The sequence below is a fragment of the Jatrophihabitans lederbergiae genome (assembly GCF_031845305.1).
In the GTDB taxonomy this organism is placed as follows: Bacteria; Actinomycetota; Actinomycetes; order Mycobacteriales; family Jatrophihabitantaceae; genus Jatrophihabitans_A; species Jatrophihabitans_A lederbergiae.
This window is the reverse complement of sequence record NZ_JAVREH010000208.1, coordinates 1-692: the sequence shown is the minus strand read 5'-3', so window position 1 is coordinate 692 and position 692 is coordinate 1. Positions and strand designations below refer to the sequence as shown.

At 67.5% G+C, this 692-nt stretch carries 1 protein-coding gene; it reads right to left on the bottom strand.

The window, feature by feature from the left end:
* Positions 1 to 650 (bottom strand): transposase domain-containing protein (locus tag RM423_RS25015; protein WP_311425740.1); only part of this gene is annotated, 650 nt, incomplete at its 3' end.
* Between the last annotated feature and the right edge of the window lie 42 nt (positions 651 to 692).

Here is a 692-nt window from a genome sequence, read left to right as displayed (position 1 = left end):
GCCAACAGCAGCATGCCCGCCGTGAGGTGTTCCAGCAGCGGGCCGGTCAACGTGGTCTCGGACTGGGAGTACCTGCCGACCTCGGCGGCGAAGATCGCATGGGTGCCGCACTCTGCCAGCGCCAGGACCCTGGCTTGGGGGAACGCCGCCTGCTCGCCCTTGTTGACCCCGGGGCGCCCGAAGTGCTCGGCGTTGGGCGGGGTGTCGGCGACGTCGAGACAGGTCCCGTCGACCGCGACCAGCCGGCGACCGGCCAACCACACCCCCGGTGCCCGGGCCGCACCGATCGGGCGGGCCACCCGCGCGAACAACGCCGCCAACGGCGCGGACCCCAACCGTGCCCGCGCCTGAAAGATCGCCGACTTCGACGGCGGGCGATAAGTTTCGCGCCTGACCGACGCCCAGGACAGACCGTCGGTCAACTGCGACAACACATCGGCATAGGAGCCTTCCGAATACAGCGCCATCCCGATCGAGAAATACGCCATCACCCGAGCCGGCAGCGACCGATGACGCACCTCCGTCCGACCGGACTCGGCAACCACCTCATCGACCAACCCCGGCGGAAACACCCGGGTCAACACCCCCACCGACACCAAATCCGACAACCGACGATCCGACTCCGGCTTCACCCACCCAGCACGAGGCATACCACCAAACTACACCGCTGTAAGCTTAACTGAACGGTATTG